Source organism: Accumulibacter sp., assembly GCF_032229525.1.
Taxonomy (GTDB): Bacteria; Pseudomonadota; Gammaproteobacteria; order Burkholderiales; family Rhodocyclaceae; genus Accumulibacter.
The window spans coordinates 21,893-47,116 of sequence record NZ_JAVTWB010000133.1 but is presented as its reverse complement, the minus strand read 5'-3'; the positions used below and the strand labels follow the sequence as shown (position 1 = coordinate 47,116).

Annotated in this window: 21 protein-coding genes, 1 tRNA gene, 1 pseudogene and 1 riboswitch; of the genes and pseudogenes, 10 read left to right on the top strand and 13 right to left on the bottom strand. The window is 62.1% G+C overall.

Annotated elements, in window-relative coordinates; all coding sequences use genetic code 11:
* On the top strand, positions 1-855 hold an 855-nt coding region (gene pgeF / locus RUW20_RS09225), incomplete at its 5' end, for a peptidoglycan editing factor PgeF (protein ID WP_313951906.1).
* Positions 856-980: 125 nt separating this feature from the next.
* Here pgeF and RUW20_RS09220 read toward each other — a convergent pair.
* A complete protein-coding gene (locus tag RUW20_RS09220; protein ID WP_313951904.1) occupies positions 981-1,211 on the bottom strand; it encodes a hypothetical protein in 231 nt (76 codons plus the stop codon).
* 603 nt (positions 1,212-1,814) lie between these two features.
* Here RUW20_RS09220 and phbB point away from each other — a divergent pair.
* Both phbB and phaR read left to right on the top strand, forming a co-directional pair.
* A complete protein-coding gene (gene phbB, locus RUW20_RS09215; protein ID WP_313951903.1) occupies positions 1,815-2,558 on the top strand; it encodes an acetoacetyl-CoA reductase in 744 nt (247 codons plus the stop codon).
* Positions 2,559-2,702: 144 nt separating this feature from the next.
* A complete protein-coding gene (phaR, locus tag RUW20_RS09210; RefSeq protein WP_313951918.1) occupies positions 2,703-3,278 on the top strand; it encodes a polyhydroxyalkanoate synthesis repressor PhaR in 576 nt (191 codons plus the stop codon).
* A gap of 251 nt (positions 3,279-3,529) precedes the next feature.
* Here phaR and RUW20_RS09205 read toward each other — a convergent pair whose 3' ends face one another.
* The 5 genes from RUW20_RS09205 to RUW20_RS09185 form a co-directional block, all read right to left on the bottom strand.
* On the bottom strand, positions 3,530-4,735 hold the full coding sequence (locus RUW20_RS09205) for a sodium ion-translocating decarboxylase subunit beta (protein WP_313951902.1): 1,206 nt from the start codon (positions 4,733-4,735) through the stop codon (positions 3,530-3,532).
* A 94-nt stretch (positions 4,736-4,829) separates the two neighbouring features.
* Positions 4,830-5,228 carry a biotin/lipoyl-containing protein gene (locus RUW20_RS09200; RefSeq protein ID WP_313951901.1) on the bottom strand — a complete coding sequence of 133 codons (399 nt, stop codon included), beginning with the start codon at positions 5,226-5,228 and terminating at the stop codon, positions 4,830-4,832.
* A 12-nt stretch (positions 5,229-5,240) separates the two neighbouring features.
* Entirely contained in the window at positions 5,241-5,576 is a 336-nt protein-coding gene (locus RUW20_RS09195; RefSeq protein ID WP_313951900.1) for a hypothetical protein, read from the bottom strand.
* 24 nt (positions 5,577-5,600) lie between these two features.
* The gene (locus RUW20_RS09190) at positions 5,601-7,154 is read right to left on the bottom strand and encodes an acyl-CoA carboxylase subunit beta (RefSeq protein WP_313951899.1); all 1,554 of its coding nucleotides are present in this window, start codon (positions 7,152-7,154) and stop codon (positions 5,601-5,603) included.
* 338 nt (positions 7,155-7,492) lie between these two features.
* Positions 7,493-7,579: transfer RNA gene (locus RUW20_RS09185), tRNA-Leu, on the bottom strand.
* A 38-nt stretch (positions 7,580-7,617) separates the two neighbouring features.
* Here RUW20_RS09185 and rnr point away from each other — a divergent pair.
* The 4 genes from rnr (at position 7,618) to RUW20_RS09165 (ending at position 14,453) form a co-directional block, all read left to right on the top strand.
* Positions 7,618-9,789, top strand: a complete 2,172-nt coding sequence (gene rnr / locus RUW20_RS09180; protein WP_313951898.1) for a ribonuclease R — start codon at positions 7,618-7,620, stop codon at positions 9,787-9,789.
* Positions 9,790-10,137: 348 nt separating this feature from the next.
* Positions 10,138-10,809: a 5,6-dimethylbenzimidazole synthase gene (gene bluB, locus RUW20_RS09175; protein ID WP_313951897.1), complete on the top strand. Its 672-nt coding sequence runs from the start codon at positions 10,138-10,140 to the stop codon at positions 10,807-10,809.
* A gap of 98 nt (positions 10,810-10,907) precedes the next feature.
* Positions 10,908-11,471 carry a ferredoxin-type protein NapF gene (napF, locus tag RUW20_RS09170; protein WP_313951896.1) on the top strand — a complete coding sequence of 188 codons (564 nt, stop codon included), beginning with the start codon at positions 10,908-10,910 and terminating at the stop codon, positions 11,469-11,471.
* Positions 11,472-11,621: 150 nt separating this feature from the next.
* The gene (locus tag RUW20_RS09165) at positions 11,622-14,453 is read left to right on the top strand and encodes an AMP-binding protein (protein WP_313951895.1); all 2,832 of its coding nucleotides are present in this window, start codon (positions 11,622-11,624) and stop codon (positions 14,451-14,453) included.
* Between the two features lie 107 nt (positions 14,454-14,560).
* Here the strand turns inward: RUW20_RS09165 and RUW20_RS09160 are convergent, their stop codons facing one another.
* The 7 genes from RUW20_RS09160 to RUW20_RS09130 form a co-directional block, all read right to left on the bottom strand.
* On the bottom strand, positions 14,561-15,028 hold the full coding sequence (locus RUW20_RS09160) for a nitrate reductase cytochrome c-type subunit (protein ID WP_313951894.1): 468 nt from the start codon (positions 15,026-15,028) through the stop codon (positions 14,561-14,563).
* Positions 15,029-15,081: 53 nt separating this feature from the next.
* Positions 15,082-15,984, bottom strand: a complete 903-nt coding sequence (napH, locus tag RUW20_RS09155) for a quinol dehydrogenase ferredoxin subunit NapH (protein ID WP_313951893.1) — start codon at positions 15,982-15,984, stop codon at positions 15,082-15,084.
* Positions 15,981-16,925, bottom strand: a complete 945-nt coding sequence (napG, locus tag RUW20_RS09150; protein WP_313951892.1) for a ferredoxin-type protein NapG — start codon at positions 16,923-16,925, stop codon at positions 15,981-15,983. The genes napH and napG overlap by 4 nt, the downstream gene beginning before the upstream one ends.
* Before the next feature lie 100 nt (positions 16,926-17,025).
* Complete coding sequence (gene napA / locus RUW20_RS09145; protein ID WP_409559334.1) at positions 17,026-19,551, bottom strand: nitrate reductase catalytic subunit NapA; 2,526 nt, start codon at positions 19,549-19,551, stop codon at positions 17,026-17,028.
* A 1-nt stretch (position 19,552) separates the two neighbouring features.
* Positions 19,553-20,011 carry a chaperone NapD gene (locus tag RUW20_RS09140; protein WP_313951891.1) on the bottom strand — a complete coding sequence of 153 codons (459 nt, stop codon included), beginning with the start codon at positions 20,009-20,011 and terminating at the stop codon, positions 19,553-19,555.
* 372 nt (positions 20,012-20,383) lie between these two features.
* A complete protein-coding gene (locus RUW20_RS09135; protein WP_313951890.1) occupies positions 20,384-20,713 on the bottom strand; it encodes a cell division protein ZapA in 330 nt (109 codons plus the stop codon).
* Between the two features lie 13 nt (positions 20,714-20,726).
* Positions 20,727-20,927, bottom strand: coding sequence for a hypothetical protein (locus tag RUW20_RS09130; protein ID WP_313951889.1), 201 nt, complete (start codon positions 20,925-20,927; stop codon positions 20,727-20,729).
* Between the two features lie 157 nt (positions 20,928-21,084).
* Positions 21,085-21,294, top strand: a riboswitch (cobalamin riboswitch).
* A gap of 132 nt (positions 21,295-21,426) precedes the next feature.
* Between RUW20_RS09130 and RUW20_RS09125 the strand changes: the two genes are divergently transcribed.
* From RUW20_RS09125 to RUW20_RS09115, 3 genes and pseudogenes are all read left to right on the top strand, one after another.
* Positions 21,427-23,298: a TonB-dependent receptor domain-containing protein gene (locus tag RUW20_RS09125; RefSeq protein WP_313951888.1), complete on the top strand. Its 1,872-nt coding sequence runs from the start codon at positions 21,427-21,429 to the stop codon at positions 23,296-23,298.
* A gap of 8 nt (positions 23,299-23,306) precedes the next feature.
* Positions 23,307-24,296: an iron ABC transporter permease gene (locus RUW20_RS09120; RefSeq protein ID WP_313951887.1), complete on the top strand. Its 990-nt coding sequence runs from the start codon at positions 23,307-23,309 to the stop codon at positions 24,294-24,296.
* Between the two features lie 79 nt (positions 24,297-24,375).
* Positions 24,376-25,077: pseudogene (locus RUW20_RS09115) on the top strand (ABC transporter ATP-binding protein); the annotation flags it as partial.
* Positions 25,078-25,224 lie beyond the last annotated feature (147 nt).

Sequence of the window (25,224 nt, the reverse complement as noted above, 5' to 3'; positions counted from 1 at the left end):
CTGACGATGGGGACGACTCTGACGATGGCAACAACCTCGGTGAACAATGAGGGCTGGATCGTTCCCGACTGGCCGGCACCAGCGCGCGTGCGCAGTCTCATCACGACCCGTCAGGGCGGCGTCAGTGCCGCACCCTACGCCAGCCTCAACCTTGGCGATCATGTGGGTGATGATCCGCTGGCGGTCGCCACGAATCGTCATCGGCTTGGCCACAGCCTGCCGGCGGCGCCCTGCTGGCTGCAGCAGGTGCACGGCACGACTGTCGTGGAGGCCGCTGCCGGTGCAGCCGCGGCGCAGGTTCCGACCGCAGATGGCGTTTTTTCGCGTACCGCGGGCGTCGTCTGTGCGGTGCTGACTGCGGACTGTTTGCCGGTGCTGTTCTGCGACCGATCGGGCACGGTCGTTGCGGCTGCGCACGCGGGTTGGCGCGGCCTGCAGGCCGGTATTCTCGAGCGGACAGTGGGTGCCATGGCTGTCCCCGGCGAGCAATTGCTGGCCTGTTTCGGGCCGGCGATAGGCCCGCAGGCCTTCGAGGTAGGAGACGAGGTGCGCGCGGCGTTTGTCGACGCAGACCAGGCGGCTGGGGCGGCTTTCGAAGCCGTGTCATCGAAAAACTGCTCGGACGTGTGCACCGAGCGGACTGTGCTCCGCGCGGCGGATGCGACCGGAAAGCCTGCCGGCGGCTGGCTGGCGGATATCTATCTGCTGGCACGCTTAAGTCTGAGGCGAGTCGGTGTCGAGGCAATTTACGGGGGCGGCTATTGCACGGCGCAGCAAACTGGCCGCTTCTTCTCGTATCGGCGTGATCGCGTGACCGGGCGCATGGCGTCGCTGATCTGGCTGGCGAACGAATAATCCCGTAGCCTGCGGTGGATCGCTTGCGCCCTCTCGGAAAACGGCTTGCGACTCCTTGGTGTCTTGCCTTCAGCGATCAGCCCGAAGCCTCGGACAGCGATGCTCGACGGCGGCTTCCGGAACGCTCAGCAATCGGGCTTCTTTTCCTCCGTGCCGGGACCGAGACCACCGCGTGCGCTGGCCTCTGCGGCCATCCGGGCGCGACGACGACGCGCCGGGCCACCAAAAAGCCACAGCAGCAGGGCCGTTGGCAGCAGGCCATAGAAGAGCAAGGTCAACACCCCGGCGACAACGCTGGTCTCGGTCAGCGCCATCAGGATGGTGACGTAAAGCCAGCCGATCGCAACGATATACACTCGCGCATTATAGGGCGCCGGGGTGCGTTGGTGGCGTTGTTTGGCGGGCGCTTCCGGGAGAGTTATGGCTGCCTACGGTGGGCCAAGAGCCATATGCTGTACGCGTTGGCATTGACAGCGTAGATGGTGCAATGCAGAATCGGCGCCGGGGGTGTTGGTGTTGGTTGCCTTGCAGTCGCTGTCCCGAGCCCTGTGTTGACGTCTCCGGCTCCGAGTTGCCCGCGTGCTGCGGCAGGGGGCTTGCTGATTTGCAGGAGGATGGCGCCTGGTGTTCGCCTTTTGTCGGCGCGCATCGGAAGCGTTTGGCGGCTCCCTGGGTTTGCCCGCGATCGCCCGATTTCGTCGAGCCGAGATTGTCTCACGACGACGGCAGGCGGGTTGGCGAAGCCGGCGGGAGGTGGGACAATGCTGTTCTGCGTTCTGCTGAGCGATGGCGCGGAAAGTGGCGGGAGATCGCCGGTCTGATCGCCTGGCCCGGCTTCGAACGATGGTGTGTCGCAGAGTCGCGTCGGAGTCACCGTCCGGTGACCGGTCAGGAGATGTTGTAATCGTGGCGGCTGATGGTCGCCAATTGTTTCATTGGTCAACAGGAAAGGAAGAATTATGACGCAACGTGTTGCTTTGGTTACAGGTGCTATGGGTGGGCTCGGGACGGCCATCTGCCAGGAATTGGCGAAGGCCGGTCACAAGGTGGTTGCTGCCTACCATCCGGAGTTCGACAAGCCGGACGAGTGGAACAAGGCAATGGCAGACGCCGGCTTCAACGATTTCGTCTGTGTTGCCGGTGACGTCTCCGACTTCGATTCCTGCGTTGCCATGGTTGCCGAGGCTGAAGCCAAGGCCGGCCCGGTCGATATTCTGGTCAACAATGCCGGCATCACTCGCGACAAGATGTTTGGTCGGATGGAACCGGCGCAATGGAATGCCGTAATCTCGACCAACCTCAGCAGCCTGTTCAATATGACCAAGCAAGTGTCGGCGAAGATGGCCGAACGTGGCTGGGGTCGGATCATCAACATCTCGTCGGTCAATGGCCTCCGCGGTCAGGCGGGCCAAACCAACTATTCCGCAGCCAAGGCGGGCGTGATCGGCTTCAGCAAGGCACTCGCCGCCGAGCTGGCCGCCAAGAATGTGACGGTCAACGCCATTTGCCCCGGTTACGTGGCTACGCAGATGGTCATGGCCATCAAGCCGGAGATCCTGCAGGGCATCATCGACACGGTGCCGATGAAGCGTTTGGCCAAGCCGGAAGAGATTGGCGGTGCCTGCGTTTACCTCGCTTCCGATATTGCCGGGTTCATGACCGGTTCGACGATGAATATCTGTGGCGGCCTGTACTATCAGTAAACGAAATTTCTTTTTTTATAGAAGTGTCGCAACAGGCTCCGTCAGGAGCCTGTTTTTTTTTGCTGGGGTATAATTGTGCTGCACCGCACCAAATGGCGCGAGAAAGCGCTTGTCGAGTCACATGCGAATGGAGGAAGTGCCGTCATGCCCGAGCAGCCGCGACTGATCAAGAAATACCCGAACCGTCGCCTCTACGATACGAAAACGAGTGCGTACATCACCCTTAGCGACGTCAAGGAGCTTGTTTTGTCGCGAGCGAGCTTCACTGTTGTTGACGCCAAGACCAGCGAAGATATTACGCGCGCCATTCTGCTGCAAATCATCCTCGAGGAAGAAGCTGCGGGCGCGCCCCTGTTTACGACCGATTTGCTGTCGCAGGTAATTCGTTTCTACGGTCACGCGATGCAGGGCATGCTCGGCAAATACCTGGAGACGAACATCAAGTCGTTCGTTGACTTCCAGAAGAAGTTGCAGGAGCAGTCGCAATCACTGTACGGTGAAAGCAACAGTCAGATGCAGAACGACATGTGGTCTCAGTTCATGAATCTGCAGGGTCCGGCCATGCAGACGATGATGACCACCTATATGGAGCAGAGCAGAAAGATGCTTCACCAGATGCAGGACCAGCTGAAAAGTCAAACGCGTACCTTGTTTAACGGTGTTCAGCTCCCCGGCTTTTCCGGAGATTCGGTCAAGCAAGCACACGACACCGAGAAGTAGTACACCCCGTGCGCCCGCCTTGCAGGTGAAGCTCCGGTAGACGTTCGCCGTCTAGGCATTCTGGCTACACGACCCCAACAAGGCACTCAGCCGTTGTCGGGCATCTGCGCGTCGTCCACTGCACCCGCCGATTGCCGTTCAAAATTTCGCGCGCGGCCCGCGTCTGAAGCAGCCGGGCCCGGAGGTCACCACTCTCGGCCACTTCCTTTGGGCGGCCGGGTGTGTGGTGGCCTCCGCCGACGGGCAGCGGCTTAGCGTAGCACCGAGATGAATACCGCGGCAATGATCGCCGAGGTGATCACACCACTGATACTCGCGCCCAGCGCCTGTGGCATGACGATCGCTCCCGGGTTGGCTGCAGTGGCAAGCTTCTGAACGATCTTGGCAGTCGTCGGCACGCAGCTGACTCCGGCGATGCCGACGATCGGATTGAACTTGCCGCCGGTCCAGAAGTACAGAATGTAACCACCCGCGAGTCCACCAAGGGCGGAGACCCCCAGGGCCAGCATGCCCAGAAGCAGGAGTTTCAAGACCGTCGGGTCGAGCAGTGTGTTGGCCTCGCAGAGAACTCCCAGGGTCAGGCCGAGGAAAAAGGTTGCGCCGTACAGGAAGGTTTCGCCGAGCAGCTTGCTGAAGTTTTCGAGGCCGCTTTCACGAACGGCGACACCGACGAACAGCGAGAAGAACAGTGGCGCGGCCACCGGGAAGAGCAGGCACAGCAGCGTACAGGCGACCACCGCGAAGATCAGTTTCTGCGACCGGGTAATTCTCGGTCCTTGATCGCCGATCATGCTGATGCCCCGGATGTGTTTGGGTACCAGCCACTTGATCATGTACGGGTAGACACCGTAGGTCAGACCGAGGTAAAGGTAACCGACGACGGTGATCGAGACGAACAGATGCTTGGCAAGAATCAGCGAGGTAAACAGCACCATCGGTCCGTCGGCGCCGCCGATGGTGGCGACCGAGGCCGCCTCGGGTTCGGTGAGGCCGAGAGCGATGGCGAACGGGAAGACGACGAAGGTCCCCAGTTCAGCGAACAGGGCAATGAACATGCTCTGGAAGGGGCGCGCCATGACATAACCCACATCCAGCAGAACGCCGATACCCATGAATACCAGACAGGCGATCAGGCCGTTGCTGAAGGTCAGCGTGTAAATTGGCTGTAACCAGTCGATCTGCAGGATGTTGATCAACTCAACCGGGTCGGTGATCAACGGATCGACAAAGAGCGTCCCCGGCTTGCCGCTGTCGAGGAACATCACCGCCGCGTTTACCGAGGACATGCCCATGCCCATGGGGATCATCAACAAGGGCTCCAGAACATTCTTGGAACCCAGATAGATGAGCAGAAAGCCCAGCAACATCAGGAAGATGCGCCCGATCATGATCTGTGGCTCGGACGCTACAAGAGTGGCCACACCCTGAAACAGGTCGAGAAAATTTATGCTTTCCATGCGCTTCAGTCCTCGCGCCTAGCCACGGCACCTAAAGCTTGGCGCGCAAACTTGCGAACCAAGCTATGGCTGCCGGGTTTCGGCTGATATCCGCTCACGCGATTGTCAACAGGGGCTGTCCGCCCTCGATGGGGTCTCCGGCCGCGACCAGAACACGGGTTACCTGGCCCGCGCGAGTGGCCATCACCGGTGTCTTCATCTTCATCGCCTCCAGGACCACCAGGCGATCTCCGACGGCTACTGCCTGCCCGACCTTGACGTTGACTTCAGCGACCGTGCCACCCATTCCGGCAATGACGTCGCCGTCGCCTGCGGCAGCAGTCGCTGCGGCAGCGGAAACGGGAGTGGCTGGTGCAGCGCCTGCCGCCGGTGCCGCGCCGCCAGCCGTAGCTGCCGGCGGTGGCGATGATGGCGCCGGCTGGCCGGCGGTGAGTTCCAATACGCTGACGTCGTATTCGCGTCCGTTTACCGTGACCTTGAATTGTCTAGGCATGTTCTGCTCCTGTTAGCGGTGGCTTCGGCCGGGAGCGTGTCCCGGCGTGTGAGATGAATGCTGGGCGGCACGGCCGCCGACTGCCCAGCCGTGGCTGGGTTGCGAAATGCGCAGTACGCGGTGCGGGCCGATGGCCGCGAAGATTGCCGCCGAAATGGCGGCGACATCCTCTTCCGGAACGCCGAGGAATACCGGGCAAACCGTACCGGTCGGAACCTCGACCGGTACGCGTTTTTCCATTCTGGCGGTCACTGAAACCAGCACCTTGATCAGCACGGCCACGATCAGCGACACGACAATGGCGATGCCGTAGATCTGTAGCGATTTGATGATGGCTGCTGTTAGCATGAAGTGTCTTCCTTCCGTCGCCGGTTACATGGGGATGTTGCCGTGTTTCTTGGTTGGCCTCAGTTCGCGCTTGTCGAGCACCTTGCGCAGCGCCAGGGCTACCATCCAGCGTGTGTCTTGGGGTTCGATGACGTCGGAAATATAGAAATTGCTCGCCGAAACATAAGGGGAGGCGAACTTTTCCCGGTAGTCCTGGGCCAGTTCAGCTGCTTTCGCGGGTTTGTCCTCGGCGGCCTCGATTTCCTTGCGGTAGAGGATCTTGACAGCCGCTTCCGCACCCATGACGGCGATCTCTGCGGTTGGCCAGGCGAAAACCATGTCCGCACCCATTTCCTGGCTGCACATGGCGAGATACGATCCTCCGTACGCCTTGCGCAGGATCACGGTGATTTTTGGCGTGGTGCAGGAGCCGTAGGCAAAAAGCATCTTGGCGCCGTGGCGAATGATGCCGCCGCGCTCCTGCTCGATGCCTGGCAGGAAGCCCGGGACATCGACCAGCGTGACCACCGGGACGTTGAACACGTTGCACGTCCGTACGAAGCGGGCGACCTTGTCGGCAGCGTTGAGGTCCAGCGCGCCGGCCATTACCATCGGCTGGTTGGCGACCAGCCCGATGACCACGCCACTGATGCGCGCGAAGCCGACAATGATGTTGCGGGCGAAGCCGGCATGGACTTCCAAGAGTTCGCCATTATCCACCAGACGGCGAATGACGGCGTACATGTCGAGGGGCTCTGAAGGGCTGTCGGGAATGCAGTCGTTGATCCCGGGGTCCTCCATCTCTTCGATCGGTATCGACAGATTGTGCGGCGGGTCCTCGGTGTTGTTGGCGGGCAGATACGAAAGCAGCTGCTTGACGACGCCAATCGCGTGCTGGTCGTCGTCGGCGATGAAATGGGCATTGCCGCTGACCGTCGCGTGCATCTCGGCACCGCCAACTTCGGCCATTGTCGTCGCGCGCCCGGTTACCGCCTTGATCACCTGCGGACCGGTGAGGAACATGTGCGCGTTCTCGCGGGTCATGATCACAAAGTCCATCAACGCCGGCGAGTAGGCCGCGCCACCGGCGCAAGGGCCGCAGATCACCGCGATCTGCGGCACCACGCCGGAGAGCAGGACGTTGGAGTAGAACACGTCGCCATAGCCGGAAAGGGCATCGACACCTTCCTGGATGCGTGCGCCGCCCGAGTCCTTGAAAGCCACCACCGGCACGCCATTTTTGAGTGCGTGGCGCATGATGCGGTTGATTTTCCTGGCCTGCATCTTGCCCAGCGTTCCGGCAACGACGCTGAAGTCCTGGCTGAACGAGGCGACCTGCATTTCACCGACGTAGCCAGTGCCCACGACGACTCCGTCGGCGGGCAAGACCTTGGTCGCCATGCCGAAGTTGGTCGAGCTGTGCGAAGCGTGCAAGCCCAACTCCTGGAACGTACCGTCTTCAAAAAGGGTGTCGAGGCGTTCACGAGCCGACAGCAACCCTTTGGCGTGAAGCGCTTCCAACTTCTCGGGGCTGACGTTTTCAGTCAGCTTTGCGCGCTTGGTGCGCAGCTTGTCTAACAATTCGGGTCGTATCGTCATCTAAAATCCTAACGGGTGGCTAAGTTGGAACTAACTCGCAGCAGCGTGGCCGGCGACTTTCCGGCAGCGTAGTATCCATACTTTTGTTGCGAATGGCTAGTATTCCGCAGGAAGATTTTCACGAAAACGCCGCGCTCAGCGTGACAGTAAGGCGGTGCGTCGAGGTTGTCCAACAGCCCCATGGGTACAGCGGCACAGCTTGAGGTAGCCGAAGGCGTACAATGCGTTCTGTATGAACCTGGCCGCTGCACTTTGTGGCAGCGTGCGCTTGGTCAGCGCAAGTCCTGTCCCGGAAAACAAAAAAAGCTCCGAAAAATCAGAGCTTTTTTATTTGAAGCTGGTGCCCAAGAGAGGAATCGAACCTCCACGGTGTTGCCACCACTAGGACCTGAACCTAGCGCGTCTACCAATTTCGCCACCTGGGCATTTCCAGAGAGCGCGAATTCTATAGGAACAAGAAGAAATGTCAATAAGCAAACTGTCGGCGATTCGGCGCCGCGATCCCCACCTCGAGCGCGAATTGAAGACCTACGAGCAGCCGCTACCGTCGCGCGAGTACATTCTGCAGATCCTCGAAGAGCAGGGTAAGCCGGTCAGCTTCGATAGTCTGTGTGCTCTGCTCGATATCCAGCCCCACGAGCTGGAACTGCTGCAGCGCCGCCTGCGGGCAATGGAGCGCGAGGCCCAGTTACTGCGTAACCGCAAGGGCTGGTACATCCTCCCCGAACGCGCCAGCCTGATTGCTGGCCGCGTCGAGGGGCACCCGGATGGCTACGGTTTCCTGATTCCTGACGATGCTGGCGAAGACCTGTTTCTCGAAGCCAAACAGATGTCTAAGGTGCTGCATCGAGATCGTGCCCTGGTTCGTGTTGTCGGCGTCGACCGCCGAGGGCGTCGCGAGGGGGTGATCGTCGAAGTCCTCGAACGGGCAAACCGGATGGTCGTTGGCCGCGTCGTGGTCGAGCATGGCATTACGCTGGTCGTACCAGAGAACCGCCGCATCAACCAGGATATCCTGGTGACGCCTGACGGCAGCGGCGGCGCCAGTTCGGGCGCTGTGGTCACGGTCGAAATCATCGAACAACCACAGCGGCATGCGAAGCCGATCGGGCGCATCGTCGAGATAATCGGTACCTACGCGGATCCCGGCATGGAAATCGAGATCGCCTTGCGCAAGCACGAGCTGCCGTTCGAGTTTTCGAGCGGCGTGTTGGCTGAAGCTGCGGCCCTGCCTGAGGCCCTCAAGCCATCCGACTGGGCGGGCCGAGAGGACTTGCGAGGACTGGCGCTACTCACCATCGACGGTGAGACGGCGAGGGATTTCGACGACGCTGTTTTCGCCGAGAAGAAGGGGCAGGGCTGGCGATTGGTGGTAGCGATTGCCGATGTCAGTCACTATGTGCAGCCGGGAACGGCGCTTGATCGTGAGGCACGGGAGCGAGGGAATTCGGTCTATTTTCCCCGTCGGGTGATTCCGATGTTGCCGGAGAAACTCTCCAATGGCCTGTGTTCGTTGAATCCGGATGTCGAGCGACTGGCGATGGTCTGCGACATGGACATCGACGAGAGTGGGACGATCACGCATTACCGGTTCTATGAAGCGGTGTTCCGCTCGCACGCGCGTTTGACTTATGACCAGGTCTGGAACTGGCTGGCCGGGGTGACGCAACCGGAGACGGATGCTCAGCGCGACCTGCAACCTCAATTGCGGGCGCTGTACGCCCTGTTCCAGGTACTGGGTGAGGCGCGTGGCAAGCGCGGCGCCATCGATTTCGAGACCATCGAGACGATGATGCTGTTCAACGAACAGGGCAAGATTGAGAGCATCGTTCCCGTGCGCCGCAACGACGCACACCGGGTGATTGAAGAGTGCATGCTGGCCGCCAATGTCTGTGCTTCGGGCTTTCTCCAGGCGAATCGACAGCCCTGCCTGTACCGCATACACCAGGGTCCGACGCCGGAGAAGCTGGAGGCGCTGCGCAACTTCCTCAAGGAATTCGCGCTTGCTCTCGGCGGGGGCGACGAGCCGACCGCCAGCGACTATGCCCAATTGCTCGATAGCCTCAAGGCGCGTCCCGATGCGCAGTTGCTGCAAACGGTGATGCTTCGCTCGTTACGTCAGGCGGTGTACAGCCCGGACAATGTCGGACATTTTGGTCTTTCCTACGAGCATTACACGCATTTCACTTCACCGATACGGCGCTACCCGGACCTCCTGGTTCACCGTTCGATCAAGGCGGTACTGGCTGGCGCGAGCTACGCGCCGGGAAAATGGGCAGAAATTGGCGTGCACTGCTCAATGACCGAGCGGCGGGCCGACGAAGCGACTCGCGATGTGACGAACTGGCTGAAGTGCTACTACATGCGCGACAGAATCGGCGAGATCTTTGCCGGAACGATCGCCGCGGTGGTGCCTTTCGGGGTGTTCGTCGCCCTCGACGAAGTCTATGTGGAAGGTCTGGTCCATGTTTCGGAGCTTGGCGAGGACTATTTCAAGTACGACAGCGTCAGGCATCAGATGCTGGGTGAGCGAACAGCACGGCGCTACCGCCTCGGCGACCGCCTGCAGGTCAAGCTCGTCAGGGCCGATCTCGAGACCGGACGGATTGATTTCGTGCTCGCGGAAGCGTCGTGATCCCGGGCTTTGGAGGGCGTTGCGAGCGCGAGTGTTGAGGCGAGAACGATGACCGGCGCGACGATTCTGGCACCGCCACAGTAAGGATAGCCGCGCGAACTGGGCTTTGGCCAACTCGTTACTTGCCGGCACCTGGCGATCTGCATGCCGCAGGCGTGGTCAGTCTGGTAGACTCGGGCGCCCAAGAGGCATCACAGGAAGCGTTGGAGCCATGAATGTGTGACGATCTGGTCGTACTCTCGCGCCCGCGGCGCTACGCCACGAACAGGTCCAGCGACAGCAATGACCGGTGGGGTCAGGGTGTTCGGCTGTCGCAAGCCGGGCGCCGCCGCGCCGGCTTTACCGATCATGACTGAGCATCGCTACCCTTCGGCGGATATCGCCGCCATCGAGCGGGTCATCCGCGAACGTCGCGACATCCGGCAGTTCGCTCCCGGAGCCTTGCCGGAGGGACTGCTTGGCCGCCTCATTGACGCCGCCCACCTCGCCCCATCGGTGGGCTACATGCAACCGTGGCGCTTCGTGCGCATCGCCAGTAGCGCAACCCGTGAGGCCCTGTGGGGTATCGTCGATGCCGAGCGTAGGGCGACGGCTGCCGCGTTGCCGACCCGCGCTGCCGATTTCCTCAAGCTGAAGATTGACGGTATTCGGGAGGCGGCCGAAGTGCTGGTGGTGGCCTTGATGCCGGGTCGCGAAGCGCACATTTTCGGCCGTCGTACACTGCCCGAGATGGACCTCGCGTCGACCGCTTGTGCGATTCAGAACATGTGGCTGCTGGCACGGGCCGAGGGTGTGGGCCTTGGCTGGGTGTCTTTCTTCGATCCCGACGAAGTCGCTCGTCTGCTGGCGATGCCGCCAGGTAGTCGCCCGGTCGCCATTCTCTGCCTCGGCCCGGTGGCGGAGTTTCCGCCGGTGCCGGTTCTCGAATCACAAGGCTGGGGTAAGCGCTTGCCGCTTGACGAGGTGCTCTTCGAGGATCGCTGGAAAGCCGGCGCCGGCGGTACGCCGACCGCCTATTGACGCCGCTTGGCCGCGCGGCGTGCACAGCGTCACGGCGGGCGCTTGCCATCGGCCCACCGACCGCTTGGCTGGACACGCCTCGATGTCGTCACCTTTCTGTGCGGCCCTGCAAGAAGCGTTGTTTCTGTCAATCAATCACCACGCGAAAGTCTACTGGACCCGTGACCGACCTCTCTAGCCGCCGAAATTTCCTCCGCGGCCGATTTTCCAAGCGTACCGCGTCGCTGCGTCCGCCGTGGGTCGCTGCCGAAAGCGCTTTTCTACTGGCTTGCACGCGTTGCGGTGATTGCCGCACTGCCTGCCCGACACGAATCATCAGCGACCGTGATGGTGGCTATCCGGTGCTCGATTTCGCCTTGGGCGAATGCACGTTCTGCGGTGCCTGTGTCGACGCGTGTACCACCGGTGCTCTGCGCCGTGCGGATGGCCAGGCGCCATGGTTGCTACGGGCGGTCATTGGCGAGCATTGCCTGGCGCGTCAGCAGGTCGAATGCCGGATCTGCGGCGATCAGTGCGTGGCCGGCGCAATCCACTTCGTGCCCCGGGTCGGTGGCATTTCGACGCCGCTGGTCGACATCTCTCGCTGCACGGGCTGTGGCGCTTGCTTTGCGCCGTGTCCGACGCGCGCCATCACGGTGGGCAAAGTCGATGATCTGCCATGAGCTGGTGCCGCAGCGGCGTGCACCGGGTGAGCGGGCCGAGCGCCGGCCAAGGCTCGGGTGCACTTGGCCGGCGCCCGAGCGCTGGCGGTCGCGCTGCCGTCCCGGACTGTCCGGACTCGTCGGCATGAGCGCTTGCGGGAAGCTGGCCCGATGAGCGACGGGGAAGGGCAGGTGCCGTTGCGCGAGCAGCCGCCGGAAGTGTCGGCCAAGTTACTGCGCGTGGTGACCGCGATGGTCCAGGAGACACGCCCGGGACGCGCCGGACGGGTGAGCATGAGTAGCCATCTGGAACGGGATCTGGGACTCGATAGCCTGGCGCGCGTCGAACTCCTGCTGCGCGTGGGGTGCGAGTTCGGCACCTCTCTACCGGAAGCGGCGCTCGCCGAGGCGGAAACGCCTCGCGATCTGCTGCGCTTCCTCGCCCGCGGCGGCGTCGAAGACCGTTCGACTGCGGTCGCGGCTGTCGCGGCAACCGCTGGCCCAATCAGTGTTCCCGGGCAGGCAGAGACGCTGCTCGACGTTCTCGAATGGCATGCCGAACACAGTCCGCAACGGGTGCATGTTCTGCTCTACGCCGATGGCAGCGGCGAGTCCCACGAATTTCGCGCCCAGCCGATCACCTACGCCGAATTGCTCGAGCAGTCGCGCCGCATCGCCACCGGTCTGGTGGCACGCGGGCTGTTGCCGCGGCAGACGGTCGCGCTGATGTTACCCACTGGCCGTGACTACCTGAGCAGCTTTTTCGGCGTGTTGCTCGCCGGCGGTGTCCCAGTGCCGATCTATCCACCGGCGCGTCTGGCGCAGATCGACGATCACCTGCGCCGGCACGCGCGCATCCTGGCCAACGCCGAAGCGGTGTTCATCATTACCGTGCCGCAGGCGAAAGGCGTTGCCGCGCTGCTCCGTGCCGAGGCACCCGCGCTAAGTGAGATTCTGACTCCACAGGAACTCGATAGCGAACCGATCAGTTTGCTGTACCGCGCGGCGCCAGACGATATCGCCTTCCTGCAGTACACCTCGGGCAGCACTGGCGACCCCAAGGGCGTGGTGCTCAGCCATGCCAATCTGCTGGCCAATGTGCGCGCCATGGGTGAGGCATGCGACGTCAACAGTGACGACGTGTTTGTTTCCTGGTTGCCGCTGTATCACGACATGGGGCTGATCGGGGCGTGGTTCTGCCCGCTCTACTTCGGCATGCGACTGGTATTGATGTCGCCGCTGGCATTTCTCTCGCGGCCGCTACGCTGGTTGCGTGCCATCTCGGATCATCGTGGCACGATTTCGCCGGCGCCGAATTTTGCCTACGAACTGTGCGCCAAAAAACTCCCGGACGCCGATCTGCAGGGGCTTGACCTGTCGTCCTGGCGGCTGGCGCTGAATGGTGCCGAACCGGTAAGCGCGGCGACGCTGCACGTCTTCGCCGAGCGTTTCGCTCCCTACGGCCTGCGGGGCGAGGCGATTACGCCCGTCTACGGCCTCGCCGAGTGCTCGGTTGGGCTGGCCTTCCCGCCGCTGGAGCGTGGCCCCTTGATCGACCTGATCGAGCGCGAAGCGCTGGTCACCAGCAAGTGTGCGGTGCCGGCCAGCAGCGGCGACGAGGAGCCGATGCGTGTCCCCGCGTGTGGTCGAGCCTTGCCACGGCACGAGATTCGTATTGTTGACCATGCCGGCCGTGAACTGCCGGATCGGCAGGTCGGACGCCTGCAGTTTCGCGGTCCCTCGGCGACGTGCGGCTATTACCGCAACCCGGCGGCGACGCAAGCGCTGTTCAGCGATGGCTGGCTGGACTCCGGCGATTTCGCGTACACCGTCAATGGGGAGATCTATTTGACCGGCCGGGTCAAGGACGTGATTATCCGCGGCGGGCGAAACCTCTATCCCTACGAGCTGGAGCAAGCGGTCGGTAACATTGTAGGGGTGCGCAAGGGCTGTGTGGCGGTGTTCGCCAGCCGCGATCCGGTCAATGCCAGCGAACGCCTGGTTGTGCTGGCGGAGACGCGCGAAGAGGACGCCGCTTTGCGCGAGATGCTGCGCCAGAAAGTCAATGACGCTGCGGTGGACGTGATCGGGATGCCGGCTGACGAGATTGTGCTGGCACCGCCGAACTCGGTACTCAAGACGTCGAGTGGCAAGATCCGTCGTAACGCCTGCCGTGACGCCTTCGAGCGTGGCCTGATCGGTGCTCGCACCGCGCCTGCCCGACAGCAAATGCTGCGCCTTGGCCTAGCCTCTTTGCGCGCTCGCTTTGCCGAATCAATGCGGCGTCTCGGCCGGAGTTTTTACGGCGGCTGGTGCTGGAGCGTTTTTCTGCTGCTCGGCGTGCCGGTTGTGGCAATGGTGGTCATCCTGCGCTCGGCGACCATCGGACGTCGCCTCGTCCACGGCGCAGCGCGGCTCTTCCTGGTGCTGGCGGGGTTACCCTTGCGCATCACCGCGGCAGAAGCTCTACCGACGGTGCCTCACCTCCTGCTGGTGAACCATTGCAGTTATTTCGACGCACTGGCCCTCTGCGCCGCGCTGCCGCCAGCCCATGCCTACCGCTTCGTCGCCAAACGCGAGTTTGTCGAGCAACCGGTGATACACGCTTTCCTGCGCGCTCTCGGTACGCTGTTCGTCGAGCGCTTCGAGGCGTCAAAGAGTGCCGAGGACGTGGACGAAATCGCCGAAGCGCTCAGGCAGGGGCAGAATTTGGTGATCTTCCCGGAGGGCACCTTCTCGCGGGAAGCTGGCCTCAAACCGTTTCGCATGGGAGCATTCGTCGCCGCTGCGCGGGCCGGGACGCCGGTGCTGGTGAGTGGCCTGTGCGGGTCGCGCATCATCCTGCGCGATCAGACCTGGATGCCCAGACGTGGCCGTCTGGCCTTGGCGTTCGGGCCGCTGCTGGCCCCGGCGGGAGACGATTGGGTGGCGGCGGTAGGCCTGCGCGATTCGGCGCGCAAAGAGATGCTGCAACTTTGCGGCGAACATGATCTGGAGCGCTGACCGACAGATCCTGAAGGGCTGGCCGGCCGACGAAGTGAGTGAGGACTGCTGCCGCTACGCTGCGCCTGTTGCTGAAGAACTCGCCGGCCGGAGCCGGCGAGGCCGTCTCAGTTCTTCTTGACCGCTTTCTTGACGGCGTCGCCCTTGAAGGTGTTGTCGACCAGGGGCGGTGCGTCGACCTGCGGCACGTGACACTGCACGCAGTTGTAGCGACCACCGGTCGCTTCAGCGTGTTTCTTGCCCTCGCGGTCGATGAAGTGGCTGTCGCCCACCTTCGGCGCCTTCTTTTTCTGGTAGTTCGCTGCCGAGTGGCAATCCATGCATTGGTTTTCTTCGAGGTTGATTTCGTCGAAATTTTGCACAGCGTGCGGGATCACTGGCGGCTGCGTGCTGAAGGTGCGGGCTACTGGTTCTTCAGTGCCGGGCCGCTTGCCGGCATAGTCCTTGATTTCCGGAGCCGGACTGGCTGCCCCGACGTCAATGCCGCGCATCGATGTCGTCGCGTCAGCGGCAAAGACCAGGGACGTCAGACAAGTCGCGATGAGTGCGACGGTAAGTTTCAGTGAGTGCTTCATGGTTGGCGTTCCCTCCACGTCAAAAAAAAACCTTCTGATGATTCTCGGATACCTCAGTTGCCGCTTGCAGCTGCTTGTCGCGTAGCCTGTGTGCCGTTGTCCGGTGGGTTGTCGAAGCGCAGGCCGAAAGTGAAAACATCTTTGGAACAGACATCGATGCAGCGTCCGCAGTTGGTACAGTTGGCGGCGAGAATGACCGGGCCCACACCCTTGCCAGCACCTTTCAGGGCTGGCCGAATGACCTGCGGTTCTGGGCAAACTTCGAAGCAGTCCATACAGTCGTTGCAGGCTGCCCTTTTCGACGCGGTGATGCGCAGCGGACTCCACTTGCCGAGCAGGCTATAGAAGGCGCCGACCGGGCAGAGATGCCCGCACCAGCCGCGGCTCATGACGAACAGGTCGAACAGAAAGACCGCCAGCACCACTACCCATGCGGCGCCGAGGCCGAAGATCAGGCCGCGATGCAACATCGATACCGGGTTAACCAGTTCCCAGGCGATGCTGCCGGTCAGCCCGGCGAGCAGCAAGGTCATTGCCAGAATCCAGTAGCGGCTGCTGCGCGTGACGTGCGCGCTGCCCTTGATCGCCAGCCGACGACGTAGCCAGCCAGCGAGGTCGGTCAGCGGATTGATCGGGCAGACCCAAGAGCAGAAGACGCGACCGCCGACGAGGAAATAGAAGACGACAACGATGACTGCGCCGACAAGTCCGAGCTGCTCGGGAAGATTGCCGGCAAGCAGTGACTGCAGCAGTACGTAGGGGTCGGTCAGGGGCAGGGTGTCGAGGGTCAGGCTGTAGGCCAGATTGCCCTTGACGACCCACACGGCGGCGAAAGGGCCGAGCAGGAACAGGAGGAGGATTGTGAGTTGGCACAGACGGCGCAGTAGCAACCATTTGTTCGCGGCCATCCAGCCTTTGGCCGCAATCGCTTCGGCTCCGGGTCGTTTGGCGCTCATCTTGCCGCCTCGGCAGGTAAGTCGCTCAACCCATTGGCCGGTGCCGCCGGACCACCCAGGCCGGGCGGCAGGTTAGGAACCGCCGGGCCGTTTTCTGACATTCTCGCCGGCAGTCGCTCGCTGCCCGGGTCGAAATGGCCTTCGAGCTTGACGCCTTCAGGCAGGCGGTCGGGCAAGTCGACCACTTCCCGGTCCTCGACCAGGGAATGCCCACCGGCCTTGCTTTTCTCTTCCCACCCGAGGCGGTAATGTGCACCGAGCGAGCCTTGCACGAGCTTGGCCGGCAGCACGCGGATTGACGCCTCTTCGGTCACGCAAGCGTGTTCGCACTTGCCGCAGCCGGTGCAGTACTCGGAGTGCACCGTCGGGATGAACATCGCGTGCCGGCCGGTACGGGTGTTTGGCCGCACTTCGAGGGTGATCGCCTTGTCGATCACCGGGCAGACGCGATAGCAGACGTCGCAGCGCAGGCCGAGGAAGTTCAGGCAGGTTTCCTGGTCGGAGAGTACTGCCAGGCCCATCCGTGACTGGTTGATGTCGGTCAGGGCATGGTCGAGGGCGCCAGTCGGACAAGCCTTGACGCAGGGTATGTCCTCGCACATCTCGCAGGGGCCGGTGCGCGCGGTGAAATACGGGGTGCCGGTGGCGATCGGCGACTCCGGCCGGGCGAGTTCGAGAATATTGTAAGGACAGTCTCGCACGCACATGCCGCAGCGGATGCACGCACCGAGAAAGTCGGCTTCGGCGGCGGCACCCGGTGGCCGCACCGCCAGCGGCGGTTTGGACCTGGCCTGCTTGCTATACGTTGCCAAACCCAGTCCCAGGACCCCGACGCCGCAAAACAGCCGTGCCGAATCGAAGACGAACTGACGGCGCGCCAATGATTGCGTGTTCGCCGCGCGTGCGGGCACGGGGCGGGTGTTTTTGTTTGCCGTGGGCATGGTTGCGTAGCCGGAAACCGTGCAGTTGTTCAGCGGCCATCAGGCGGGCGATGTTCTGCCCGCCGTGGCTCTCCCTGATTGCCCTGCGTTCACGTGTCGATCAGGCTTTGACCACCTTGCACGCGCATTTCTTGAAGTCGGTTTCCTTGGAGATCGGACAGGTTGCGTCGAGCGTCAACTTGTTCACCAGGCGATGCTCGTCGAAGAAGGGCACGAATACCAGACCGACCGGCGGCTTGTTGCGGCCACGGGTTTCGACGCGCACCTGAATCTCTCCGCGGCGGGTGCTCGCCTTGACGACGTCACCACGTTGCAGGCCGCGTTTCTTGGCGTCGTCCGGATGCATGTACATCCAGGCATCGGGCATCGCCTTGTACAGTTCGGGGACGCGCCGCGTCATCGAGCCGGTATGCCAGTGTTCGAGAACACGCCCGGTGCACAGCCACAGGTCGTACTCCTGGTCGGGCATTTCGGCGGCTGGCTGGTAGGGCAGTGCAAAAATGACCGCCTTGCCGTCGGGCTTGCCGTAAAACCTCAGGCCTTCGCCTTTCTTCACATAGGGGTCGTAGCCTTCGCGGAAGCGCCATAGCGTTTCCTTGCCATCGACCACTGGCCAGCGCAAACCCCGTGCCTTGTGGTAGGCGTCGAACGCGGCGAGATCGTGTGCATGGCCGCGACCGAAGGCTGCGTATTCCTCAAACAGGCCTTTCTGCAGATAGAAACCGCAAGCCTTGGCCTCGTCGTTGTCGAAGCCCTTGTAGATTTGGTCAAGAGGGAATTTGTCCACCTGGCCGTTGGCGTAGAGCACCTCGTAGAGAGTTTTGCCCTTGTACTCCGGGTTCTTGGCGAGTAACTCCGCTGGCCACACCTCGTCGGTCGTGAAACGCTTCGAGAACTCGATGTACTGTAGCAAGTCGGAGCGGGCCTCACCCGGCGCCTTGACCTGCTGGCGCCAGAACTGCGTGCGGCGCTCGGCGTTGCCGAAAGCGCCTTCCTTCTCCATCCACATCGCCGATGGCAGGATCAGGTCGCCAGACATCGCCGAAACCGTCGGATAGCAGTCGGAGACGACGATGAAATTGTCGGGGTTACGCCAACCCGGGAAGACCTCGTCATTGACGTTCGGCCCGGCCTGCATGTTGTTGGTCGTCGTCGTCCAGTAGAAGTTGATCTTGCCGTCCTTGAGCAGGCGGCTCTGCAATACCGCGTGCGCGCCGTTCCAGTCCGGGATGGTGCCGGCAGGCAGCTTCCACAGCTTCTCGCTTCTTTCCCGATGCTTCGGATTGGTCACCACCATGTCGGCCGGCAGGCGGTGCGCGAAGGTGCCGACTTCGCGGGCGGTGCCACAGGCCGATGGTTGACCGGTGAGCGAAAACGGACCGTTGCCGGGCTCGGAAATCTTGCCGACCAGCAGGTGCACGTTGTAGATCATGTTGTTGGCCCAGGTGCCACGCGTATGCTGGTTGAAGCCCATGGTCCAGTAGGAAGTTACCTTGGCGTTCGGGTCGGCATAGGCCTTGGCCAGCGCTTCAAGCTTGTCTTTCGGCACGCCGGAGATCTCGTGCGCCTTGTCCAGCGTGTACTCGGCGACGAAGGCTTTGAACTCGTCGAAGCTGATCGGGCTGTTAGCCCCCGGGTTGCCCTTGGGCTTGCCGTCTTCGCCCGGGTAGCCGTTGTTCATGGCCACCTTCTCGAGCGGATGATTCGGCCGCAGGCCGTAGCCGATGTCCGTCACGCCCTTCGCGAAGTTGACGTTGCGGGCGACGAATTCCTCATTCACCGCCTTGTTCTGGATGATGTAGTTGCAGATGTAGTTGAGGATGGCCAGATCGCTCTGCGGCTTGAAAATCAGCTCGTTGTCGGCCAGTTCGGTCGAACGATGGCTGAAGGTCGAAAGGACGTGAACCTTGACGTTCTTGCCGGTCAGGCGGCGGTCGGTCAGTCGCGACCATAGAATCGGGTGCATCTCGGCCATGTTCGCACCCCACAGCACGAAAGTATCGGCGTGCTCGAGGTCGTCGTAGCAACCCATCGGTTCGTCGATACCGAAAGTGCGCATGAAGCCGGCGACGGCAGACGCCATGCAGTGGCGGGCATTCGGGTCGAGGTTGTTGCTCAGCAAGCCGGCTTTCATCAGTTTGGCGGCGGCGTATCCTTCCCATACCGTCCATTGGCCAGAGCCGAACATGGCGATGTTGCGCGGACCACCTTTCTTGAGCGCGGCCTTGCATTTCTCGGCCATGATGTCGTAGGCCTGGTCCCAGGAAATCGGCGTGAACTCGCCGTTCTTGTCGAACTTGCCGTCCTTCATGCGCAGCAGCGGCGTTGTCAGACGATCCTTGCCGTACTGAATTTTTGACAGGAAGTAACCTTTGATGCAGTTGAGTCCGCGGTTGACCGGTGCATCGGGGTCGCCCTGGGTGGCAACAATACGGCCACCTTTGGTCCCCACCAGCACGCCGCAGCCTGTTCCACAGTAGCGGCAGGCGCCTTTGTCCCAACGCACGCCGTCAGTTTTGCCCGGCGCGGCCTGGGCGATACCGGGAATGGTGATGCCGGCCGCGGTGGCGGCGGCTGCGACCGCGTTGCTCTTGATAAAGTCACGACGTGTCAAAGTCAATTTCATTTCATGCTTCCTCATCAGGATCGGGTTCAAACTGGTGGTAAACCAATGACGCGGAGAGTACGCCTGGCTGTTGGCTGATCGTCGTGAACATGTCGGCCGCCGCGCGATCGGAGTCGGCTTCGATGGTCACGATCAGTTGGCCATGCGCGGTGGCTGCGTGTACTTCAACGCCATCCATGAGCAGCAGGCCTTCCCGCACCTGTTGCTGCACGTCGGGCCGCGCGTTGACCAGCAGACTGGAAATATTCATGGCTTCGAGGCTCTCCTGTTCGCAAACTGCACTCGTATCGCCCGTATCTCTGGATGCCGAGCCAATCAGATTCGCAGCAGATGAGTACTCTATGCGCGCGGTAGGGGCTTTTGCTTGATGCAAGTCAAGCGAGAAAAAAATACGCCTCGAAGCGTCGGCGGTGGTGGCGACGCGGCAGCTTGCCGGGCCGCCTTTGTCGGCGCCAGGCAAGTTCGCTTCACGTCCTGGCCAGAAAGGACGAGCGCCGATTGCTTGTTTTTCAATGTCGATCCGCCAGCCGATGAGCGTGGGGCAGAGCGTCCCGCGCCTGGATTGGGCACAAGAAAGGCGGGCAAAAAAAAGCGCGGAACCAAAGGTTCTGCGCTTTTTAAATCTTGTCCCCGCGAGTGCCGTCAGGCCGGCATCCTGAACCTGGGTTCAGATAGGTCACTTCCCTTCCGCATCAGGTACGCCCGCTAGCTAGGGGCACACACAACAGCGGTTTCTATGGTCTGCGACCAATGCCAATTTGCATTGGTTCAAGGAATCTATGACCTTAACAAACACCGCAGGGAACACTTTCGGAGAACTTGGAACTAGTGACTACGGCTTCAAGACCGCCTCAAGTTCCGTCTCCATGTGGCAAATTCTACGCCTAACGGCGTCCATGTCCAGGCCTATTTCGGATTCAATTTTCTGATGTCCGGCGGAGGAGTTTTGATTCGCGGAGAGGTGCTCGTGAGCGATGTTCAGGGCAGCCATGACGGCTATCCGCTCGGCGAGATTGCTCTTGGTCTTCTCCGCGATGTCGCGCATTTTTCCGTCGACGTAGGCTGCTGCTTCGAGCAGAGCGGCCCGTTGGTCCGGAGGGCAGGCGACACGGTATTCCTTGCCCAGGAGGGTGATGTCGAGAAAGTTGGCGTCGTCGGGCATCGGGTAAAGGTTCTCAGGCCTTGCTTTCAGGCAGTTGCAGCGCGAGCTGTTCAAGTCGCACGCAGGCGGTTCCCATGCGTTCGGCGAGGCGTTGCTTCTCCGTTTCGGCGACAGCGAGCTGCTCCCGAAGCAGGTCATTATCGGTGCGCAAGCTGCGGCAGAGCGCGACCACCTCGGCAACCCTGCTCTCGAGCGCATTGAGTTCATTAAGCATGGGGCAGACTATAGATTCAAGAGCCGTGTCCGGTCAAGGCGTGGCGTAAGCGCCGCTGGGCAAAGGCGCTCGTTCCGGCAGTGGACGCTTTCTGCCGCGATGGAGAGGCGATGGCCGCCGGGCGGGCTATAATCGCGGTTTTCGCAGACCTTGGTCAGCGGAAGAACTCGTGCAAGGTGCCGCAACGCAGGTTCTCTGCAGCGGTTAAACGGGAAGCAGGTGGGTGTCCGCAAGAACACCATGCCTGAGCTGCCCCCGCAACGGTAAGCGAGTGCGGGTGTGTCGAAATGCCACTGGGCGAAAGCCTGGGAAGGCGACATACCAAGACTCGCGAGCCCGGATACCGGCCTTCGCACACATTGAACGGAAGTGCCGCGGGGAAGCGGACACGAAACGCTCGGCGTTGGCGCCTGCTCGTTTTCTTCATCTCCCTCGTGGCATTTCATCTTTTGCTCGCCGGCTTGCGGGGACGTTCGTCGGAATCACGGAGAGAACAATCATGCATCAGAGTAAACAGTGCGTGCGTTTTGCGTCGACGCTGATCACATTTGCCGGCGCGCTGGGCGCGATGGCATCGCACGCCGCCGAGCAACAGTTCGATCCGATTGTCGTTACAGCCACGCGGCAGGCAACGCGGAGCAATGCGTTGACCAGCGATGTGTCGGTCATCACCCGCGAAGAGATCAATGAGGCCGGACAATCAACAGTCGAACAACTGCTGGCACGTCAGCCAGGCATTCAGTACACCGCCAACGGCGGTCCGGGCACCAACAGCGGCGTATTCATCCGCGGGGCGAGCAGCAATCAGTCGATCGTGCTGATCGACGGACAGCGAATCGGCTCGGCGACTACGGGTAGTGCCGCGCTGGCGCGCATTCCGCTGGACCAGATCGACCGCATCGAGATCCTGCGTGGCCCGGCTTCCTCCCTTTACGGTGCCGATGCCATCGGTGGGGTGATCCAGATCTTTACTCGTCAGGGCGCGGGGCCGGCCCGCTTCAATGCCAGTACCGGTTACGGCACCTATGGTACGACCGACACTACGGTTGGCATTTCCGGTGGTACCGATCTGGTTTCCTACAGCGTGCAGGCGGGCTATCTTGACACCGGCGGCTTCAGCGCCGTTCACAACAAGACGAACAGCTTCTACAACCCGGACAATGATGGCTATCGCAACAGCAACGTCAGCGCCAATTTCTCCGTGCGCCCGGCGACGGGTCAGGAGATCGGCGTAAACCTGCTGGCCAGCGACGGTACCAACCAGTACGACTCGAACGACTTCAGTGCCGTCGGCGCCGGCAAGAACTACAACAGCCAGCAGACCATCGGTTCGTATTCGATTTACTCGCGCAACCGCTTGAACGAGGTGTGGACCAGCACCGTGCGCCTCGGGCGCAGTACCGATGCGGCGAAGGACTATGCCGGCAGTGTTCGCACCGCCACTTTCCGCACCGATATGGATCTGGCGTCGTGGCAGAACGACATCGTGCTGCCGGTGGGCGAAGCGCTGCTGGCTGCCGAGTATGCCAAACAGAACGTCTCCGGCAGTACCGCTTACACCGCCAGCGAACGCACGATCCGCTCACTGCTGGCTGGCTGGAACGCCAATATCGACAAGCACCGCTTGCAGTTCAACGTGCGACGAGACGATAACTCGCAGTTCGGTGATGAAACAACGGGTTCCGCGTCCTATGGCTATCAGTTCACGCCCGAATGGCGAGCGCACGTCGCGTACGGAACGGCGTTTCGCGCGCCGACGTTCAACGAGCTGTATTTCCCACCCAGCAATTTCTTCTCTGGCGGTAATCCCGATCTGCAGCCCGAGCAGGCGAAGAACACTGAAGTGGGGGCCAACTGGGAGCGCGGCGATCATCGTGCCTCGGTGGTTTTGTACAACAACGACGTTACCGACCTGATCGAATTCCGGCCTCCGACTTACGCACCGGTCAATGTCAGCAAGGCGCTGTTGCGGGGCGCCACGTTGACATACGACGGGCGCTTCTCGGAGTGGGGTGCGGGCGTTGTCGTCGATTTCCTCGATCCGCGCAATGAGGACGGCGGAGCCAACAATGGTAATCGACTGGCCCGCCGCTCCAAACAGCAGATGAGTAGCTACGTCAGCCGAACGCTCGGCAATTGGGATTTGCGTGGCGAGTGGCAACTGGTCGGCGATCGCTACGACGACCCGGCCAACACCAAGCTTCTCGGTGGCTACGGTCTGGTCAATCTCTATGCGGACTACCGCTTGCAGCGCGACTGGACGCTGTTTGCCCGCGCCAACAACATCTTCGACAAGTACTACGAGACTGTTGACAACTATGCCACCGCGGGGGCCAACGTCTTCGTCGGTGTTCGCTACGCTCCCAAATAGGACGCTTGATGCCCACTCGCCGCCGTGCCTTGCTGATCCTCGCAGCCCTTGCCGGGCTGTCGCAGTTGAGCATCGTACTGGCGCTGATGGTGGGCAGCATCCCGATCAGCCCGGTCGAGGTCATATCCACGCTTCTCGGGAGCGGTGGCGAGACGACTGCCGACGTCGTGCGCAGCCTGCGTCTGCCACGCGCGCTGACTGGTTTCGCCTGTGGCGGCTTGCTGGCGCTGGCCGGTGCCTTGCTTCAGGTCTTGTTGCGTAACCCGCTTGCCGATCCCTACGTCCTGGGTATTTCGGGCGGCGCCGGCATCGGCGCGTTACTGGCGATTGTCCTCGGCCTCGGCGTCGCCGGCGTCAATGGCCTGGCTTTCGCCGGTGCACTCGGCGCGATGCTGCTGGTCTTTGGCCTGGCGCACGGCGAAGGGGGATGGACACACTCGCGCCTGCTGTTGACCGGCGTCATCGTTGCCGCTGGATGTGGTGCTGTGGTCACCCTGATGCTGGCCATCGCTCCCGAAGACCGCTTGCGTGGGATGCTGTTCTGGCTGATGGGCGACCTGTCGCAGACTGGCGACCCGCAACTGGTGCTGATCCTGTTGCTGACCGTATTGTTGATCTCGTTGCCGTTCGCCCGTGAACTCAACCTGCTGGCGCGGGGTGCGGATGTCGCCCAGGCCCTGGGGGTCGCCGTTCGTCCCTTGCGCCGCGGCGTCTACCTGGTTGCTTCACTGGCGACCGCTGCCGCGGTCACCCATGCCGGGGCGATCGGCTTCATCGGGCTGATCGTGCCGCATCTCGTTCGCCTGGCCACTGGCAATGATCAACGCTTGTTACTACCCGCATCGGCACTTGCAGGTGGCAGCCTGCTGGTGATTGCCGACACCCTGGCGCGTACGCTCCTGGCGCCGCAGCAACTGCCGGTGGGGGTGCTGACCGCACTGATTGGCGTACCGGTTTTCCTGTTTCTGTTGACCCGCGCCGCACCGGGGCGGGGCTGAAATGAATCACCCCGCGCCTCTTCTGAGCACTCGAGATCTCGCCGTCGGCATCGCCGACCGCACTTTCTGCCGAGATCTCGCTTTGACCGTGCGCCCGGGCGAATCCCTCGCCATTCTCGGCCGCAACGGCGCGGGCAAATCCACTTTGCTGTCGGTGCTTGCCGGCTTGCGCGAGCCGCAAGCCGGCGAGGTGTGCGTCGATGGCGCGAGCTACGCCAGGCTCGGCGCCAAGGCCAGCGCGCGCATTCGCGGCTGGTTGCCGCAAAGCGGCAGTGAGGCGTTTTCGTCGACCGTGCTGGAAACTGCACTGGTCGGTCGCCACCCGCATCTGGCGCGCTGGGACTGGGAGTCCGAGAAGGATGCCGAGATTGCCCGTCAGGCGCTGGCGGTCGTCGGCCTTGCCGACCTGGCGTCGCGAGACGTGCAGACACTCTCCGGCGGCGAGCGGCAAAGGCTGTCGATCGCCACCTTGCTCACTCAGGCACCACGCCTGTACCTGCTCGACGAACCTCTCGCTCACCTGGATCTGAACCACCAGATCGCCACCCTGGAGCTCTTTGCCGCGCTCACCCGAGACGAACAGATCGCCAGCGTGATGGTTCTGCACGAACCCGGTCTGGCGGCACGTTTCTGCACCCGTGCGTTGCTGCTCTTCGACGACGGTACGACGCAACAGGGAGCTTGTGACGAGGTCATCAGCAGCGCATCGCTGACCAGGCTGTACGGCTATCCGCTGCGCGAAGTCGGCGATGGAGGCCGGCGCTGGTTCATGCCTGCGTAGGCGTCTCCGCCAGCGGGGCTTTGCCGATCTTCATTGGCGTCGCCCGCGCAGCAGAAGGGGCGTCGGGAAACAGCGCTTGTCGCGATCGAGCGCTGGATTCCTGCCGGGCTCGCAGCCTCGCCCGATCATGCGAGTGGGCTCGAAGGC